The sequence below is a fragment of the Pseudomonas sp. SJZ074 genome (assembly GCF_007828215.1).
In the GTDB taxonomy this organism is placed as follows: Bacteria; Pseudomonadota; Gammaproteobacteria; order Pseudomonadales; family Pseudomonadaceae; genus Aquipseudomonas.
This window is the reverse complement of the sequence record NZ_VIUE01000032.1, coordinates 14,905-29,905: the sequence shown is the minus strand read 5'-3', so window position 1 is coordinate 29,905 and position 15,001 is coordinate 14,905. Positions and strand designations below refer to the sequence as shown.

At 59.7% G+C, this 15,001-nt stretch carries 14 protein-coding genes; 12 read left to right on the top strand and 2 right to left on the bottom strand.

All coding sequences use genetic code 11. The features are described 5' to 3' along the window. Positions 1–3: 3 nt before the first annotated feature. The 5 genes from ssuC to FBX99_RS24725 all read left to right on the top strand — a co-directional run bounded on the left by ssuC (position 4) and on the right by FBX99_RS24725 (position 3,640). Complete coding sequence (ssuC, locus tag FBX99_RS24745; RefSeq protein WP_144926636.1) at positions 4–786, top strand: aliphatic sulfonate ABC transporter permease SsuC; 783 nt, start codon at positions 4–6, stop codon at positions 784–786. Beyond that, the gene (ssuB, locus tag FBX99_RS24740) at positions 783–1,589 is read left to right on the top strand and encodes an aliphatic sulfonates ABC transporter ATP-binding protein (protein WP_145133207.1); all 807 of its coding nucleotides are present in this window, start codon (positions 783–785) and stop codon (positions 1,587–1,589) included. The genes ssuC and ssuB overlap by 4 nt, the downstream gene beginning before the upstream one ends. 90 nt (positions 1,590–1,679) lie before the next feature. Then, on the top strand, positions 1,680–1,895 hold the full coding sequence (locus FBX99_RS24735) for a molybdopterin-binding protein (protein WP_024780485.1): 216 nt from the start codon (positions 1,680–1,682) through the stop codon (positions 1,893–1,895). 213 nt (positions 1,896–2,108) lie between these two features. Beyond that, positions 2,109–2,426 carry a transcriptional regulator gene (locus FBX99_RS24730; protein ID WP_256662506.1) on the top strand — a complete coding sequence of 106 codons (318 nt, stop codon included), beginning with the start codon at positions 2,109–2,111 and terminating at the stop codon, positions 2,424–2,426. Next, positions 2,426–3,640: a type II toxin-antitoxin system HipA family toxin gene (locus tag FBX99_RS24725; RefSeq protein WP_144926631.1), complete on the top strand. Its 1,215-nt coding sequence runs from the start codon at positions 2,426–2,428 to the stop codon at positions 3,638–3,640. The genes FBX99_RS24730 and FBX99_RS24725 overlap by 1 nt, the downstream gene beginning before the upstream one ends. 3 nt (positions 3,641–3,643) lie before the next feature. Here the strand turns inward: FBX99_RS24725 and FBX99_RS24720 are convergent, their stop codons facing one another. Beyond that, positions 3,644–4,279 (bottom strand): TetR/AcrR family transcriptional regulator, encoded by a 636-nt coding sequence (locus FBX99_RS24720; RefSeq protein WP_144926628.1) that lies wholly within the window; start codon positions 4,277–4,279, stop codon positions 3,644–3,646. A 224-nt stretch (positions 4,280–4,503) separates the two neighbouring features. Further along, complete coding sequence (locus FBX99_RS24715; RefSeq protein WP_144926625.1) at positions 4,504–5,880, bottom strand: glutamine synthetase family protein; 1,377 nt, start codon at positions 5,878–5,880, stop codon at positions 4,504–4,506. A gap of 616 nt (positions 5,881–6,496) precedes the next feature. Here FBX99_RS24715 and FBX99_RS24710 point away from each other — a divergent pair. The 7 genes from FBX99_RS24710 to FBX99_RS24680 all read left to right on the top strand — a co-directional run bounded on the left by FBX99_RS24710 (position 6,497) and on the right by FBX99_RS24680 (position 14,844). Next, positions 6,497–7,855, top strand: coding sequence for a glutamine synthetase family protein (locus tag FBX99_RS24710; RefSeq protein ID WP_024780478.1), 1,359 nt, complete (start codon positions 6,497–6,499; stop codon positions 7,853–7,855). Between the two features lie 59 nt (positions 7,856–7,914). After that, the gene (locus FBX99_RS24705; protein ID WP_144926622.1) at positions 7,915–9,279 is read left to right on the top strand and encodes an aspartate aminotransferase family protein; all 1,365 of its coding nucleotides are present in this window, start codon (positions 7,915–7,917) and stop codon (positions 9,277–9,279) included. A gap of 181 nt (positions 9,280–9,460) precedes the next feature. Continuing rightward, the gene (locus FBX99_RS24700; protein ID WP_041021473.1) at positions 9,461–10,558 is read left to right on the top strand and encodes a polyamine ABC transporter substrate-binding protein; all 1,098 of its coding nucleotides are present in this window, start codon (positions 9,461–9,463) and stop codon (positions 10,556–10,558) included. Positions 10,559–10,742: 184 nt separating this feature from the next. Then, positions 10,743–11,840 (top strand): polyamine ABC transporter substrate-binding protein, encoded by a 1,098-nt coding sequence (locus FBX99_RS24695; protein ID WP_144926619.1) that lies wholly within the window; start codon positions 10,743–10,745, stop codon positions 11,838–11,840. A gap of 60 nt (positions 11,841–11,900) precedes the next feature. Then, positions 11,901–13,043: an ABC transporter ATP-binding protein gene (locus tag FBX99_RS24690; RefSeq protein ID WP_041021471.1), complete on the top strand. Its 1,143-nt coding sequence runs from the start codon at positions 11,901–11,903 to the stop codon at positions 13,041–13,043. Beyond that, positions 13,040–13,960: an ABC transporter permease subunit gene (locus tag FBX99_RS24685; RefSeq protein ID WP_144926617.1), complete on the top strand. Its 921-nt coding sequence runs from the start codon at positions 13,040–13,042 to the stop codon at positions 13,958–13,960. The genes FBX99_RS24690 and FBX99_RS24685 overlap by 4 nt, the downstream gene beginning before the upstream one ends. After that, positions 13,957–14,844 (top strand): ABC transporter permease subunit, encoded by an 888-nt coding sequence (locus tag FBX99_RS24680; protein ID WP_145133205.1) that lies wholly within the window; start codon positions 13,957–13,959, stop codon positions 14,842–14,844. Before FBX99_RS24685 ends, FBX99_RS24680 begins: the two co-directional genes overlap by 4 nt. The last annotated feature ends 157 nt before the right edge of the window (positions 14,845–15,001 follow it).

Sequence of the window (15,001 nt, the reverse complement as noted above, 5' to 3'; positions counted from 1 at the left end):
GCCATGAAGAAATTTATCCACAACCTGACACCCTGGGCACTGCCGCTACTGTTGCTGGCGGTGTGGCAACTGGCGGTTTCGGCGGGCTGGTTGTCCACGCGGATCCTGCCCGCCCCGGTGGCCGTGATCGAGGCCGGGGTCAATCTGGTGCGCAGCGGTGAAATCTGGACCCACCTGGCAATCAGCGGGTGGCGGGCAACGGTCGGTTTTCTGCTCGGCGGGAGTATCGGGTTGGTGCTGGGCTTCATCACCGGTCTGTCGAAATGGGGCGAGCGTCTGCTGGACAGTTCGGTGCAGATGGTGCGCAACGTGCCGCACCTGGCATTGATTCCGCTGGTGATCCTGTGGTTCGGCATCGATGAGTCGGCGAAGATTTTCCTGGTGGCGCTTGGCACGCTGTTTCCGATCTACCTCAACACTTACCACGGCATCCGCAATGTCGATCCGACGCTGGTGGAAATGTCCCGCAGTTACGGTTTGTCCGGCTTCAGCCTGTTTCGCCAGGTGATCCTGCCGGGCGCGTTGCCTTCGATCCTGGTGGGGGTACGGTTTGCGCTGGGTTTCATGTGGTTGACGCTGATCGTTGCGGAAACCATCTCCGCCAGCTCCGGCATTGGCTACCTGGCGATGAATGCCCGGGAGTTCCTACAGACCGACGTGGTGGTGCTGGCGATTCTGCTGTACGCCGTGCTTGGCAAGCTGGCCGACCTTGCCGCTCGTGGACTTGAGCGGGTGTGGCTGCGCTGGCATCCGGCGTATCAGGTCAACAAGGGAGGTGTCGCATGACCGCCCAACAACCCCCGCGCCTGCTGCAAGGCATTCCGCTGGCGGTGCGCAAACTGCAGAAAACCTTCGGTTCACGCCAGGTGTTGCGGGATATCGACCTGCACATCCCGGCCGGACAGTTCGTGGCCGTGGTCGGTCGTAGCGGTTGCGGCAAAAGCACCTTGCTGCGCTTGCTGGCTGGTCTCGATCAACCCTCGGATGGTCAATTGCTGGCAGGCTCCGCGCCTTTGAACGCCGCGCAACAGGACACCCGCCTGATGTTCCAGGAGGCGCGCCTGTTGCCCTGGAAGAAAATCATCGACAACGTCGGCCTGGGGCTCAAAGGCAACTGGCGAGCCCAGGCATTGCAGGCGCTGGACGCCGTAGGCCTGGCCGACCGCGCCGATGAGTGGCCGGCGGCGTTGTCCGGCGGCCAGAAACAGCGGGTGGCCCTGGCCCGCGCGTTGATTCATCGGCCGCGCCTGTTGTTGCTCGACGAACCCTTGGGCGCGCTCGACGCCCTGACCCGTATTGAAATGCAGCAACTGATCGAACGCCTGTGGCAGCAACACGGCTTTACCGTGCTGCTGGTCACCCACGACGTCAGCGAAGCGGTGGCCATCGCCGACCGGGTGATCCTGATCGAAGACGGCCGGATCGGTCTCGACCTGCCCATCGATCTGCCACGCCCGCGGATTCGCGGTTCCCATCGCCTGGCGACCCTGGAGACCGAAGTCCTCAACCGCGTGCTGTCCCTACCTGGCCAACCGCCGGAACCCGAACCTGTTTCACCCTTGCCCACGCAATTGCGCTGGGCGCAATAAAGCAGCTTCAAGCGGCAAGCTACAAGAAGAGGCGCGTGCTTTTACTTGCAGCTTGCAGCTCGCAGCTCATTTCGACCCAGGAGAAATCGTATGACCATCAAAGCCATCAACGTGCGCAACCAGTTCAAAGGCATCATCAAGGAAATCGTCGAAGGTGACGTACTGTCGGAAATCGACGTTCAGACCGCCTCCGGCATCGTCACTTCGGTCATCACCACCCGTTCGGTCAAGGAGCTGGAACTGGCGATCGGCAGCGAAGTAATCGCTTTCGTCAAATCCACGGAGGTGTCGATCGCCAAGTTGTGAGCGCTGCTCCAGCCGATGCCCCGAATGGCGTTGGCCTTTTGGGGCTCGTTCCCACGCAGAGCGTGGGAACGTCCTTCAGCGGCATTTAAAAGCGTTTTATAAGGTTTAAAGAGACTTATAAGGATGCTAATCCTGAAAATTTTTAACGTTTATTGAATTTAAGCGGTGCTATAGTTCGCTTTAGAATGCCTTAGCAGCTTTTGAGCGCCGTTTATGAACGAGTTTTTCCCCATCGAGTGTGCCGACAGCCTTCACGCCATTGGGGCGCTGGTGAAAAGCCGACGCCTGCAAAATCGACAGCGACAGAAAGATCTCGCCGCGTCACTGACCATTTCGGAAAGGACGGTACGCAAGATCGAGGCCGGTGACCCGTCCGTGGAACTGCGCTCATTCATGCTAGTGCTGTGGCAATTGGGGTTGACTCAGGAAGTGTTTCAGAGCCGCCAGCAGATCGAAGCTTCATCCCTTGCGTCCGTTCAAGCACCCCGCAAAGCCCGCGTGCGGCTGGCCGGTGCCAAAGGGGACTTCTGATGCCCAGGGCATACATCTATGTGGAAAATCCCGAAACTGGAGAGGTTCATACACTGGGCCGGTTGAGCATCGACAATGGTCAGGGAGAGTTTATTTACGACCCCGACTATGTCGCCGGCCATACCTGGGTACCCGACCCGATCCGTTATCCACTTCGTGCCCAGCCCTTTGCTGGCATCACCACTAACCGTGGCGTACCCGGTTTCATCAACGATGCAATGCCTGATGGTTGGGGGGAACGCGTTTTGCGGGACCTTCATCGAACGGATCTAAACCCGGTCGAGTATTTACTCAAGTCGCCGAACAACGATCGCGCGGGCAACCTGATGGCTGGCGCAACTCGTCATCCACCCCATGGTGTCGGCCAGGAGGCGTTGCCTTCCTTGAAAGGCCTCGCTGCATTTATCGAGGCGACGGATGCCATCTTCGATAACCAGCTAGATGATGAGGCGATCAGGACCCTCCAACTGCGTAAGCAACGCTCCTCTCTGGGGGGCGCAAGACCGAAGCGAACGTTGCAGGATGAGGGTGTGTTCATCCTGGCCAAACCCCGGGATCGCTATGACACCTGTGATGTTCCGGCCATGGAGCATGCCTGCATGACGTTTGCGGCGCTCAAGGGGCTGAATGTCGCGAAAACTGCGTTATACGCCGGTACACCCTCGACATTGCTGGTCAAACGATTCGACCGTTTTCCGATCGCCGAAGCCGGACGCCGTATACCGATGTTGAGTGGGCTGACATTGCTGGATGCCGATTGGCAATCCAATGATCGAAGCGCCTGGGTTTATGCTGGCCTTGCCAATGAAATGAAGCGACGCGGAGTACCGGATGACGACCTGCGTGAACTATTCAAGCGCATGTGTTTTAACGCTTTGGTTGGCAATGACGATGATCACCCAAAAAATCATGCAATCCTTTGGCTCAAAGGGCGATGGCGGTTGGCGCCGATGTACGACGTAGTGCCAGGACTCGATGGTTCTTCGCCGCCTTATCTTTCGATGGCGGTCGGTCGGCACGGACGAGTCATCACCCGGGAAAATCTGCTCAGCCACTGTATGCACTTTGCTTTGATGCCTGAGCAGGCAGCCAGCCTCTTGGACGAAGTAATGGGTTGGGAAGGTGAGCTTGGCGCCCATTACGGTCGCCACCTGGATGGCGCTGAACTGGACCTCGCTCTAAGCGCGATGGGCGCTATACGTATGAAAGGCTGAGGATCAGACCGCTTCGCGCTTGGGCAAATACGGCGGCAGGTACAACCCCAGGTAGGCATCGAACACCCGCATGCCTTCTTCGGCCAGGCGTGGGGTGATTTGGCCGTGTTGTTGCACCGAGCGGGCATAGACCCGGTCGCCGAGCTCCATTGCGAGGGCGAAGACGTCGACGTCGGTGGGCAGTGGCGGCAGTTCGAAATGTCGGGCGAAGACTTTGTGCATCAAGTCACTGAGCTCAAGATCGTGCTGGCGGTCGGCCTGGGTGACTTCGGTCAGGCCATGCTGGGCCAGAATCAACTGGCGTGCGGCGGCGTCCTGGTCGTAGATCGTCAGCATGCGTTGTTCCACCAGTCGTGACAGGTCGTGCCAATGATGCAGCGCGTCATGATCGATCGGTGCCTGGAGGCAGGCGCGGAAGGCGGCGTGGACGTCGGCGGTGAGCGCTTCGAGCAGCGCAGGCACGCTGGCGAAAAAGTGATACACGGAGGAGGGCGGGATCTCGGCGCGCTCGGCCACGCTGTAGATCGACAGGCTGGCCACGCCTTCGGCCGCCAGCAGCGTGCGGGCGGCATCAAGGATCGAGTCGATCCGGGCCTGGCTGCGTGCGCGGGGTTTGCGAGGCGTGGCGGTGCGTGTCATGGATGGCTCCTGCGGGATTGCGCGCATTGTACGAGCCGGGAGGTAGGTTGTCTGCCCGGCCGCCATCGCGAGCAGGCTCGCTCCCACATGGGATCTGCGGGGAGGCCACAAAATTGGGGGCACTCAATATTCTGTGGGAGCGAGCCTGCTCGCGATCCGCCGAAGGCGGCCATAAAAAACGCCGCAGCCCACTAAGGCCTGCGGCGTTCTCTTGCCGCAACCGCTTAAACGGTATGCAGGTACCAGTTGTACTCAAGATCGGAGATGGAGTGTTCGAACTCCTCCAGCTCGCTTTCCTTGCAGGCCACGAAGATATCGATGTACTTCGGATCGATGTACTTGGCCATGACTTCGCTGTCGTCCAGCTCGCGCAGGGCATCGCGCAAGTTGTTCGGCAGGCTCTGCTCGTTCTGCTCGTAGCTGTTGCCTTCCACCGGTGCGCCCGGCTCGATCTTGTTGACCAGGCCATGATGCACGCCCGCCAGTACGGCGGCCATCAGCAGGTACGGGTTGGCATCGGCGCCGGCCACGCGGTGCTCCAGGCGTACGGCATCGGCGGAACCGGTGGGTACGCGCAGGGCCACGGTACGGTTGTCCAGGCCCCAGGTCGGCGAGTTCGGCACATAGAACTGTGCGCCGAAACGACGGTAAGAGTTCACGTTCGGGCAGAGAAACGCCATTTGCGCAGGCAGGGTCTCGAGCACACCGCCGATCGCGTGGCGCAGCGCGGCGTTCTGCTCGGGATCCTCGCTGGCAAAGATATTCCTGCCATCCTTGTCCAGAATCGAAATGTGAACGTGCAGACCATTGCCTGCCTGGCCGGGATACGGCTTGGCCATGAAGGTGGTGTCCATTTCATGGTCGTAGGCGATGTTCTTGATCAGGCGCTTGAGTAGTACCGCATAGTCGCAAGCCTTGATCGGGTCGGCCACGTGGTGCAGGTTCACTTCGAACTGCGCCGGGGCACTTTCCTTGACGATGGCGTCGGCGGGAATGCCTTGCTCCTTGGCGCCTTCCAGGATGTCCTGGAGACAGTCGACGTATTCGTCCAGGTCGTCGATCAGGTAGACCTGGGTCGAGTGCGGGCGTTTACCGGAGATCGGCGAGCGGGGCGGCTGTGGACGACCGTTCACGTTCTCCTGGTCGATCAGGTAGAACTCCAGCTCGAATGCCGCGCAGATGGTCAGGCCCAGTTCGTCGAACTTGGTCACGACCTGGCGCAGGACTTCGCGAGGGTCGGCGAAGAAAGGCTCGCCTTCCAGTTCGTGCATGGTCATCAGCAGTTGCGCGGTAGGGCGCTTCTGCCAGGGTTCGTTGGAAAGGGTGCCAGGGATTGGATAGCAGATCCGATCGGCGTCGCCGATGTCCAGGCCCAGGCCGGTGCTTTCCACCGTCGAGCCATTGATATCCAGGGCAAACAGGGAGGCCGGCAGGTTGATGCCTTTCTCGTAAACCTTGTGGAGGCTGGTGCGTTCGATGCGCTTGCCGCGCACCACACCATTCATATCCGCAATCAGAAGGTCAACGTACAGAACCTCAGGATGTTCCTTAAGGAACGCGTTCGCTTCGTTAAGCTGAACGGCACGCGGGGGTACCGACATGATGCAACACCTTTGTTGTTAAAAATATCAATCATTGATCTCTTCGAAAGCCAGTCAACCCGAACGGCATGCCGAAGTCAAGCAGGGCCTTTTTTGCCCTAAAAAAGCACCTGGGGGGCTTTTTTGAGGCAGTTTGGGGCGTTTTTTTCCCTTTGAGGGACTTGCCGCCCGCAAGCTTGAGCGGGCCGTGTTGTATTTTTTACGGGGGTGTTGTGTAAAAAAATGAACAAGGCTAAGCTCGATTCAAACCCATAACAGCAATAATACCGGGGTGCTTCATGTCTCGCCTGCCGTACCAACGGCCTCACCAACGGTTCCAGCAGATCGGTTGGCATGCTTGTCGCAACGCTCATCGCATCACTGATGACACCCGCTCCCCGGCCACGATGAGGGCCGCCAGGCGCTTGCCCATGCTGATGTCTCTCCCGGCGGATCAGTCGTCATCGTCGTCCAATATTCTGGACGCCCTGGACGAATCTCTCTTTCGCGGCTCTCCTTCAACTTTAGAACCTTTTTCCGGCCGATTGTCGGGCAAGGGCAACACAACGCGACGCCGATGCGTCAAACAACGCCTGGCTACTGAAAGCAGCCAGGAAACTCACGCCTAGAGGCATTTATGAGTAACAACCTCGACCAGCTCACCGATTGGTTGAAAAACCATAAGATCACAGAAGTCGAATGCATGATTGGCGACCTGACCGGCATCACCCGGGGCAAGATCTCGCCGACCAACAAGTTCATTGCCGAAAAAGGCATGCGCCTGCCCGAGAGCGTCCTGCTCCAGACCGTTACGGGCGACTATGTCGAAGACGACATCTATTACGAACTGCTCGACCCTGCCGACATCGACATGATGTGCCGCCCGGACGAAAACGCAGTGTTCCTCGTGCCCTGGGCCATCGAGCCCACCGCCCAGGTGATCCACGACTCCTACGACAAGCAGGGCAACCCCATCGAGCTGTCGCCGCGCAACGTGCTCAAGAAGGTGCTCAAGCTCTATGCCGACAAGGGTTGGCAACCGATCGTCGCGCCGGAAATGGAGTTCTACCTGACCAAGCGCAGCGACGACCCTGATTTCCCGCTGCAACCGCCCGTAGGCCGTTCCGGTCGCCCGGAAACCGGACGCCAGTCATTCTCCATCGAGGCGGCCAACGAATTCGATCCTTTGTTCGAAGACGTCTACGACTGGTGCGAATTGCAGGAGCTGGACCTCGATACCCTGATTCACGAAGACGGTACGGCGCAGATGGAAATCAATTTCCGTCACGGCGATGCGCTGTCCCTCGCCGACCAGATCCTGGTGTTCAAGCGCACCATGCGCGAGGCGGCGCTCAAGCACAACGTCGCCGCGACCTTCATGGCCAAGCCCATGACCGGCGAGCCCGGCAGTGCGATGCACCTGCACCAGAGCATCATTGACAAGGAGACCGGCAAGAACGTTTTCTCCAATGAAGACGGGACGATGAGCGAGCTGTTCCTGCACCACATCGGTGGCCTGCAGAAATTCATTCCCGAGCTGCTGCCGCTGTTCGCCCCCAACGTCAACTCGTTCCGCCGCTTCCTGCCGGACACCTCGGCACCGGTGAACGTGGAGTGGGGCGAAGAGAACCGTACTGTCGGCCTGCGGGTGCCGGATGCCGGGCCGCAGAACCGTCGGGTGGAAAACCGCTTGCCGGGCGCCGACGCCAACCCGTACCTGGCGATTGCCGCCAGCCTGTTGTGCGGCTTCATCGGCATGGTCGAGGGCATCAACCCCAGTGCGCCGGTGGTGGGTCGTGGCTACGAACGGCGCAACCTGCGCCTGCCGCTGACCATCGAAGACGCCTTGGAGCGCATGGAAAACAGCAGCACCATCGAGAAGTACCTGGGCAAGAAATTCATCACGGGCTACGTCGCAGTCAAGCGGGCCGAGCATGAAAACTTCAAGCGCGTCATCAGTTCGTGGGAGCGGGAATTCCTGCTCTTTGCCGTCTGAGGCGCCGGGTGAGGTTGCCTCCGGCAGCCTCGCCCCCACCGATATAAAGGAGAATTCGCATGACCCGCAACAACCCGCAAACCCGTGAATGGCAGGCCCTGAGCAGCGATCATCATCTGGCCCCGTTCAGCGATTTCAAGCAACTCAAAGAGAAAGGCCCGCGCATCATTACCCGCGCCAAGGGCGTCTATCTCTGGGACAGTGAAGGCAACAAGATTCTCGATGGCATGGCTGGCCTGTGGTGCGTGGCCGTCGGCTACGGCCGCGATGAGCTGGCCGACGCCGCCAGCCAGCAGATGCGCGAGTTGCCGTACTACAACCTGTTCTTCCAGACCGCCCACCCGCCGGCGCTGGAGTTGTCCAAGGCCATCGCCGACATCGCCCCTGAAGGCATGAACCATGTGTTTTTCACCGGCTCCGGCTCCGAAGGCAACGACACCATGCTGCGCATGGTCCGCCACTACTGGGCGATCAAGGGCCAGCCGAACAAGAAAGTCATCATCAGCCGCAAGAACGGTTATCACGGTTCCACCGTGGCCGGCGCGAGCCTGGGCGGCATGACTTATATGCACGAGCAGGGCGACCTGCCGATCCCGGGAATCGTCCACATCGCCCAGCCTTACTGGTACGGCGAAGGCGGCAACATGAGCCCCGAGGAGTTCGGTGTATGGGCGGCCAATCAACTGGAAGAGAAGATCCTGGAGATCGGCGTGGACAACGTCGGGGCCTTCATTGCCGAACCGATCCAGGGCGCGGGCGGGGTGATCGTGCCGCCGGACAGCTACTGGCCACGTATGAAGGAGATCCTCGCCAAGTACGACATCCTGTTCGTGGCCGACGAAGTGATCTGCGGTTTTGGTCGCACCGGTGAGTGGTTCGGTACCGACTTCTACGGTTTGAAGCCGCACCTGATGACCATCGCCAAGGGGCTGACCTCCGGTTACATCCCCATGGGCGGCCTGATCGTGCGTGACGACGTGGTCGCGGTGCTCAACGAAGGCGGCGACTTCAACCACGGCTTCACCTACTCCGGCCACCCGGTGGCGGCGGCGGTGGCCCTGGAAAACATCCGTATCCTGCGTGAAGAAAAGATTATCGAGCGGGTCCACAGCGAAACGGCACCCTATTTGCAGAAACGCCTGAGGGAACTGAACGACCACCCGCTGGTGGGTGAGGTGCGCGGTGTCGGGCTGCTGGGGGCAATCGAACTGGTCCGGGACAAAGCCACGCGCCAGCGCTACGAAGGCAAGGGTGTGGGCATGATCTGCCGGCAGTTCTGCTTCGACAACGGACTGATCATGCGTGCCGTGGGCGACACCATGATCATTGCGCCGCCGCTGGTGATCAGCAAGGCCGAGGTGGATGAACTGGTGTCCAAGGCACGGCAGTGCCTGGACCTGACCCTCAGTGCGTTGCAAGGCTAAGTGCTAGGCTCTGTGCGAGGCGCTTCCAAGGGCCTCGCCCAGTCTGAACAAAAGGTCGGGCTTGTGTTGAAAGCCTGCCCTGTAACTTGCCAGACTACCGACCGTTCAAGTTGCCCGCGAGCCGGCTACTGAACTGTGGCTAAAAAGAATAACTGGAGCATCATCCATGAAGGCAATAGGTATGAAGATAGCTGGCAAGACCCTCCTCGCCATGTCCCTGATGGGCGTGATGGCGAGTGCCGTTCAGGCGGACGATAAAGTGCTGCATGTCTATAACTGGTCCGACTACATCGCACCGGACACGGTCGCCAAGTTCGAGAAAGAGTCGGGCATCAAGGTGGTCTACGACGTGTTCGACAGCAACGAGACCCTGGAAGCCAAGTTGCTGGCCGGAAAGTCGGGTTACGACATCGTGGTGCCGTCGAACAACTTCCTGGCCAAGCAGATCAAGGCCGGCGTCTACCAGCCGCTGGATAAGTCCAAGTTGCCGAACTGGAAGAACCTCGACACCGACCTGCTCAAGGCCGTGGGCGATGCCAGCGACAAGGGCAACCAGCACGCCTTCCCTTATATGTGGGGCACCATCGGCATCGGCTACAACCCAGAGAAGGTCAAGGCCGCACTGGGCGTCGACAAGATCGACTCGTGGGACACGCTGCTCAAGCCGGAAAACATCGCCAAGCTCAAGGGCTGCGGTGTGAGCTTCCTCGATTCGCCGACCGAAATGATCCCGGTGGCGTTGCACTACCTGGGCTACCCGACCGACAGTCAGGACAAGAAGCAACTGGCTGACGCCGAGGCGCTGTTCCTCAAGATCCGTCCTTCGATCAGCTACTTCCATTCGTCCAAGTACATCTCTGACCTGGCTAACGGCAACATCTGCGTAGCCGTGGGGTACTCGGGTGATATCGAACAGTCCAAGTCCCGTGCGGCCGAAGCCGGTGGCAAGGTCAAGGTGGCCTACGCCATTCCAAAAGAAGGCGCCGGCTCGTTCTACGACATGGTCGCTATTCCAAAGGATGCCGAGAACGTCGAGGCTGCCTACAAGTACATGAACTTCCTAATGAAGCCGGAAATCATGGCCGAGATCACCGACAACGTGCGCTTCCCGAACGGCAACAAGGCTGCTACGGCGTTGGTAGACAAGGAAATCTCCGGTGACCCGAACATCTATCCGTCTGACGAAGTGAAGGCCAAGCTCTACGCGATCAGCGACTTGCCGCCGGCCACCCAGCGGCTGCTGACCCGCAGCTGGACCAAGATCAAATCCGGTAAATAAACCGGCTTGAGGCATCTTCCGGTTGTCGCCGTCATCGTGGCGGCGGCAACAGGAGCAATTAAATAACTAAAAGTTTTGCTGGATCGGTTTATCGAGGGTAAGTTGCGCGCCGGTTTTGTTGCTGGGTCCATCGCGACCAGGCAGCGGGGGCAACTTGGGCCCGACTATTTAAGAGGACCTCCACGTGCCAGTCTTTTCTTTGTTACGCAATGCCTTGCTGGTTGGTGCAGGCCTGACGCTCGCGGTCAGCGTCCAGGCTGCTTCCACCGTGCATATTTATAACTGGTCGGACTATATCGGCGAGACCACCCTGGCTGATTTCGAAAAAGCCACCGGAATCAAGCCGGTCTACGACGTGTTCGATTCCAATGAAACCCTGGAAGGCAAGTTGCTGGCCGGTCGTACCGGTTACGACGTGGTCGTGCCGTCCAACCACTTCCTGGGCAAGCAGATCAAGGCCGGGGCCTTCCAGAAGCTCGACAAGGCCCAGTTGCCCAACTATGCCAATCTCGATCCCGCGCTGCTCAAGCGCCTGGAGCGTAACGATCCGGGCAACCAGTACGCCGTACCGTACCTGTGGGGCACCAACGGTATCGGCTACAACGTCGAGAAGGTCAAGGCCGTCCTGGGAGTCGACAAGATCGATTCGTGGGCCATGCTGTTCGAGCCGGAAAACATCAAGAAGCTCTCCAGTTGCGGCGTCTCGTTCCTCGATTCGGGGGACGAAATGATCCCGGCGATGCTCAATTACCTGGGCTTGAATCCCAACAGCGAAGACCCCGAAGACTACAAGAAGGCCGAGGCCCAGCTCCTCAAGATCCGGCCTTACGTGACCTACTTCAATTCCTCCAAGTACATCTCCGACCTGGCCAATGGCGAGATCTGCGTGGCGGCCGGTTTCTCCGGCGACATCTTCCAGGCCCGTTCACGTGCCAGCGAGGCCGGCAAGGGCGTCGAGATCGCCTACGTGATCCCCAAGGAAGGCGGCAATCTCTGGTTCGACATGCTGGCGATCCCACGTGATGCCACCAACATCAAGCAAGCCCATGCCTTCATCAACTACCTGCTCAAGCCTGAGGTTATCGCCCAGGTCAGCGACACCGTCGGTTATGCCAACCCGAACCCAAAGGCTGGCGAGCTGATGGATCAGAAAGTCCGTACCGACGAGGCGGTTTACCCACCGCAAGCAGTCGTCGACAAGCTCTACGTCAACTCCGAGTTGCCGCCCAAGATCCAACGACTGATGACCCGCAGCTGGACCAAGGTCAAGTCGGGTAAATAACCGCTCTAACCAAGGTTCGTCCGTATGGGGCGAGCTGTAAATTCTGTGGGAGTTTCGTAAATGGCTGTTGCCTCCGGCGCCTATAAGAAAGCCCTCGAGGGCGACCAGACACCCAAGCAGGTGCTGGTCAAAATCGACCGGGTCACGAAGAAGTTCGACGAGACGATTGCCGTGGACGATGTGTCCCTGGAAATCAAGAAAGGCGAGATCTTCGCCTTGCTCGGCGGTTCGGGTTCGGGCAAATCCACCTTGCTGCGCATGCTTGCCGGCTTCGAGCGGCCCACGGAGGGGCGGATTTTCCTCGACGGCGAGGACATCACCGACATGCCGCCCTATGAGCGGCCGATCAACATGATGTTCCAGTCCTACGCCTTGTTCCCGCATATGACCGTGGCGCAGAACATCGCCTTCGGCTTGCAACAGGACAAGATTCCGAAAGCCGACATTGACGCCCGCGTGGCGGAGATGCTCAAGCTGGTGCAGATGAGCCAGTACGCCAAGCGCAAGCCGCACCAGCTCTCCGGCGGCCAGCGCCAGCGTGTGGCCCTGGCCCGTTCCCTGGCCAAGCGGCCGAAGCTGCTGTTGCTCGATGAGCCGATGGGCGCGCTGGATAAAAAACTGCGCTCGCAGATGCAGCTGGAGCTGGTGGAGATCATCGAGCGGGTTGGCGTGACCTGCGTCATGGTGACCCACGACCAGGAAGAGGCCATGACCATGGCCGAGCGTATCGCGATCATGCACCTGGGCTGGATCGCCCAGATCGGCAGCCCGATCGATATCTACGAAACCCCGACCAGCCGCCTGGTCTGCGAGTTCATCGGCAACGTCAACATCTTCGAGACCGAAGTGGTGGACGACGCAGAAGGCCACGCGGTGCTGACCTGCAAGGACCTGGACCGCAACATCTACGTCGGCCACGGTATCAGTACCTCGGTGCAGGACAAGTCGGTGACCTATGCCATTCGCCCGGAAAAACTGCTGGTGACCGTCGAACAACCGACCTGCGAGCACAACTGGTCCAGCGGCAAGGTCCATGACATCGCCTACCTGGGCGGCCATTCGGTGTTCTACGTCGAATTGCCGAGCGGCAAGCTGGTGCAATCTTTCGTCGCCAACGCCGAGCGCCGTGGTCAGCGGCCGACCTGGGGCGACCAGGTGTTCGTCTGGTGGGAAGACGACAGCGGCGTGGTGCTTCGCTCATGAACATGCGCAAACTCAAACGCCGACTGGATCGAATAACGCCCGGTGGCCGTCAACTGGTCATCGGGGTGCCCTTCATCTGGCTGTTCCTGTTCTTCATGCTGCCGTTCTTCATTGTCCTGAAGATCAGCTTCGCCGAAGCCGACGTGGCCATTCCGCCGTACACCGAGATCTACAGCTACGTCGACCAGAAGCTGCAGCTGCTGCTCAACCTCGCCAACTACGCAATGCTCAGCGAGGACGAGCTGTACATCGCTGCCTATCTGGGCTCGTTGAAGATGGCCCTGATCAGCACCGCCCTGTGCCTGCTGATCGGCTACCCGATGGCCTATGCCATCGCCAATGCCCGCAAAGAGACGCAGACGGTGCTGGTGCTGCTGATCATGATGCCCACCTGGACCGCGATCCTGATCCGCGTCTACGCGTGGATGGGCATCCTCAGCAACAACGGCCTGCTCAACGGCTTCCTGATGAGCATGGGCTGGATCAGCGAACCGCTGCAGATCCTCAACACCAACCTGGCGGTCTATATCGGCGTGGTCTATTCGTACCTCCCGTTCATGATCCTGCCGCTGTACGCCAACCTGGTAAAACATGACCCAAGCCTGCTGGAAGCCGCCTCCGACCTGGGTTCGAGCACCTTCAACAGCTTCTGGAAAATCACCGTGCCGCTGTCCAAGAACGGCATCATCGCCGGTTGCATGCTGGTATTCATTCCAGTGGTGGGCGAGTTCGTGATCCCGGAATTGCTGGGCGGTCCGGAAACCCTGATGATCGGTAAAGTGCTGTGGCAGGAATTCTTCAATAACCGTGACTGGCCGGTGGCGTCCGCCCTGGCGGTGGTGATGCTGGCGATCCTGATCGTACCGATCATCCTGTTCAACCGCAGTCAGGCCAAAGAAATGGAGGGCAAGGAATGAAGCGCTTCAGTTTTTCAAGCCTGATGCTGGTGCTGGGTTTGTTGTTCATCTACGCACCGATGCTGATCCTGGTGATCTATTCGTTCAACGCCTCGAAGCTGGTGACGGTGTGGGGCGGTTGGTCGATCAAGTGGTACGTCGGCCTGCTGGACAACACCCAGCTGATGGGCTCGGTGGTGCGCTCGCTGGAAATCGCCTGCTATACGGCGGTCGCCGCGGTGGCCCTGGGGACGCTGGCGGCCTTCGTGCTGACCCGCATTACCCGTTTCAAGGGACGCACGCTGTTTGGTGGCCTGGTCACAGCGCCGCTGGTGATGCCGGAAGTGATCACCGGTCTGTCGCTGTTGCTGCTGTTCGTGGCCATGGCACAGATGATCGGCTGGCCCCAGGAGCGTGGCATCGTCACGATCTGGATTGCCCACACTACGTTCTGCGCGGCCTATGTGGCGGTGGTGGTCTCGTCACGCTTGCGTGAGCTGGACCTGTCCATCGAAGAGGCGGCCATGGACCTCGGTGCACGGCCGTGGAAGGTGTTCATCCTGGTCACCATCCCGATGATCGCGCCATCGCTGGCGGCGGGGGGCATGATGTCGTTCGCGTTGTCCCTGGACGACCTGGTACTGGCAAGCTTCGTGTCGGGCCCGGGTTCGACGACCTTGCCGATGGAAGTGTTCTCGGCGGTGCGCCTGGGCGTGAAGCCGGAGATCAATGCCGTGGCGAGCCTGATCCTGCTGGTGGTGTCGCTGGTGACCTTCCTGGTCTGGTACTTCAGCCGTCGCGCTGAAGAAAATCGCAAGCGGGCGATTCAGCAAGCCATCGAAGAAAGCGCCGCCGATTCCTGGAAGCAGCCGGAAGTACGCCGGGCCGAGACCGCACCGGTCTGACCCGACACAGCTCCACCGTGGGAACGAGCTTGCTTGCGATAGCGATGTGACAGCCGACGAAAATGTTGAATGTCAGTCCGCCTTCGTGAGCAAGCCCGCTCCCACAGGTTTTTTGGATGACTCACAAAACTGTAGACAGCCGCAAATCCAATGTGGG

What these genes read in the sequence shown, in the direction of transcription:
- ssuC (WP_144926636.1), top strand. Translation starts at nt 4, where the DNA reads ATGAAGAAATTTATCCACAACCTGACACCCTGGGCACTGCCGCTACTG.
- ssuB (WP_145133207.1), top strand. Translation starts at nt 783, where the DNA reads ATGACCGCCCAACAACCCCCGCGCCTGCTGCAAGGCATTCCGCTGGCG.
- FBX99_RS24735 (WP_024780485.1), top strand. Translation starts at nt 1,680, where the DNA reads ATGACCATCAAAGCCATCAACGTGCGCAACCAGTTCAAAGGCATCATC.
- FBX99_RS24730 (WP_256662506.1), top strand. Translation starts at nt 2,109, where the DNA reads ATGAACGAGTTTTTCCCCATCGAGTGTGCCGACAGCCTTCACGCCATT.
- FBX99_RS24725 (WP_144926631.1), top strand. Translation starts at nt 2,426, where the DNA reads ATGCCCAGGGCATACATCTATGTGGAAAATCCCGAAACTGGAGAGGTT.
- FBX99_RS24720 (WP_144926628.1), bottom strand. Translation starts at nt 4,279, where the DNA reads ATGACACGCACCGCCACGCCTCGCAAACCCCGCGCACGCAGCCAGGCC.
- FBX99_RS24715 (WP_144926625.1), bottom strand. Translation starts at nt 5,880, where the DNA reads ATGTCGGTACCCCCGCGTGCCGTTCAGCTTAACGAAGCGAACGCGTTC.
- FBX99_RS24710 (WP_024780478.1), top strand. Translation starts at nt 6,497, where the DNA reads ATGAGTAACAACCTCGACCAGCTCACCGATTGGTTGAAAAACCATAAG.
- FBX99_RS24705 (WP_144926622.1), top strand. Translation starts at nt 7,915, where the DNA reads ATGACCCGCAACAACCCGCAAACCCGTGAATGGCAGGCCCTGAGCAGC.
- FBX99_RS24700 (WP_041021473.1), top strand. Translation starts at nt 9,461, where the DNA reads ATGAAGATAGCTGGCAAGACCCTCCTCGCCATGTCCCTGATGGGCGTG.
- FBX99_RS24690 (WP_041021471.1), top strand. Translation starts at nt 11,901, where the DNA reads ATGGCTGTTGCCTCCGGCGCCTATAAGAAAGCCCTCGAGGGCGACCAG.
- FBX99_RS24685 (WP_144926617.1), top strand. Translation starts at nt 13,040, where the DNA reads ATGAACATGCGCAAACTCAAACGCCGACTGGATCGAATAACGCCCGGT.
- FBX99_RS24680 (WP_145133205.1), top strand. Translation starts at nt 13,957, where the DNA reads ATGAAGCGCTTCAGTTTTTCAAGCCTGATGCTGGTGCTGGGTTTGTTG.